This window comes from Nonomuraea sp. NEAU-A123 (assembly GCF_018603905.1).
Classification (GTDB): Bacteria; Actinomycetota; Actinomycetes; order Streptosporangiales; family Streptosporangiaceae; genus Nonomuraea.
The window spans coordinates 1-1,935 of record NZ_JAHFZZ010000068.1 but is presented as its reverse complement, the minus strand read 5'-3'; the positions used below and the strand labels follow the sequence as shown (position 1 = coordinate 1,935).

Annotated in this window: 1 protein-coding gene and 2 rRNA genes; all 3 read right to left on the bottom strand. The window is 63.8% G+C overall.

What is annotated here, in order from left to right; genetic code table 11:
* Positions 1–1,141 precede the first annotated feature (1,141 nt).
* Positions 1,142–1,543 carry an Imm7 family immunity protein gene (locus KLK06_RS59340; RefSeq protein ID WP_214644738.1) on the bottom strand — a complete coding sequence of 134 codons (402 nt, stop codon included), beginning with the start codon at positions 1,541–1,543 and terminating at the stop codon, positions 1,142–1,144.
* Between the two features lie 83 nt (positions 1,544–1,626).
* Positions 1,627–1,743, bottom strand: a 5S ribosomal RNA gene (gene rrf / locus KLK06_RS59335).
* A gap of 72 nt (positions 1,744–1,815) precedes the next feature.
* Positions 1,816–1,935 (bottom strand): 23S ribosomal RNA (locus KLK06_RS59330); the annotation flags it as partial.

Here is a 1,935-nt window from a genome sequence, read left to right as displayed (position 1 = left end):
CCATGCTCGTGGCTTCTCTGCTGTGATCTTCTTGCTTCGACAACAAGAAGGATCACCGAGAGCCACGAGCTCTCTCAAGCCCCCTGCACTCCGCGGAACCTCAAACCCCGTTCAAGTTCGAAGAGCCACCATGACCTGCTGCTGAGGCAGGATCGTAGCTCGCTGGTGGAGCACGACGGGGTGCTGGACCGGCTCTCGCTCGGGAAGCGGCCAGAGCGCCAAGGGCACCAGGAGGAGACCCGCTATGACCACGCGGAAGTATCCCCCGACGCCTCGCCCCGCGACCATCCGTGAATTATCACGAATGGTGGTGATATGACGCTAGTGGCCAGTGGTGACCAGTTCGACGATCGAGTCGTCGTCCCAGGGCTCACCCGCGGCGACGTAAGCGCCGTCACAAAGAGGGCTGGCGCTCAGCCTCGGCCCGCGCCCCTCGAACTGCTTCCGCCGGAGGAGCTTTCGTGACCTGGATGCCAGACGGCTGGCCACGATGCGCGCACGCGCACGGATCGGCCTGACTGAGCTCGCCCGTCCGCTGGGCGTGGCCAGGGAGGAGTAGAGGCGCGAGTGGAGAAACTGATCGCCCGCGGCGTGATCGAGGACTTCGTGCCGACAGTCTCGACTTCATGCCGACACTCTCACTGAGCAGCGCCGACTACCCGACCCTGGCTTTCGTCTGGCTGCGATCGCCCAAGGTGGCCTGGCGGAGGCCGTGCCAGCCTTGGACGCGGTGCGTGGGACAAGCGGCCAGCACGACCTCCTGTGCCGAGTCGTCGCCAAGAGCACCGAACATCCGTGGGAGATCATCGCGCACATCCTGACCTCACCGGCAGCCCCTGTCCGGACACCACGATCTCGCTCGTACGGACACGACGAACCCGCTCGCACGGACACCACGATCTCGCTGGCCACCCAGATCCCGTATCGCATCGAACCGCCCGCTATTGACGGACGGATACCAGCCCTTCGGTCGGAGTGGCCGAGCCGGATGACTTCCCCTGAGGTGGTGTAACTTCTGGTGATCTCCGCGAGGAATCGAGGGACGATCGCCTGGCGCCTTGAGCGTCTCGGATCTTGAGCGCGGCAGTGGAAACTACACCACTCGGCGGGACGTCATCCCGAGCCGCGGCGATTGGCTGGGTCAGGAAGCCGGGTCCGGGTCTTCGAGGGTCGGGATCGCCGGGGAGAGCAGCGAGTCGGTGTGCTCGCTCAGCCGGCCGCGTACGAGCCGGTAGACGCGGAACTCGTTCGGGTGAGTGCCTCCGTCGTCCCAGAGGTACAGCAGTCCGTAGGAGCCGGGCGCGATCTCGCCGATCCGCTGGAACAGGTCGAGGAGGGTGTCGGCCCAGCCGCTGTTGTGGTTGGGATGGCCGGCGACATGCAGGGATGGAATGCCGTTCAACCAGCGCAGATCGATCAGGCCGTAGTCGGGGATCTGGGCCAAATAGGCGCGGATCTCCTCCACTTGCCGTTCCAGCAGGCTGTCGTAGTCGTCCTCGACGCCGGCCGTCTCGCGGATGGTCACCCACCCGTGGTACTCCATCGTCGCCGTCCCTCTCTGCCGGAGGTCCTGAAACGCAGAAAGGGCCCCACGCGTAAGCGTGGAGCCCTTCCCGAACAAAGATTGTCCGGCGGTGACCTACTCTCCCACACCCTCCCGAGTGCAGTACCATCGGCGCTGGGAAGCTTAACTTCCGGGTTCGGAATGTAACCGGGTGTTTCCTTCCCGCCATAACCGCCGTAACCCTATGAAACAAACAAACAACACGTGTTTGCAGTCTCAGAATTGCATAGTGGACGCGAGCAAGAAGCTTTGTGGTCAAGTCCTCGGCCTATTAGTACCGGTCAGCTCCACACGTTACCGTGCTTCCACCTCCGGCCTATCAACCCGGTCGTCTACCGGGAGCCTTACCCACTCTCGTGGTGGGAGACCTC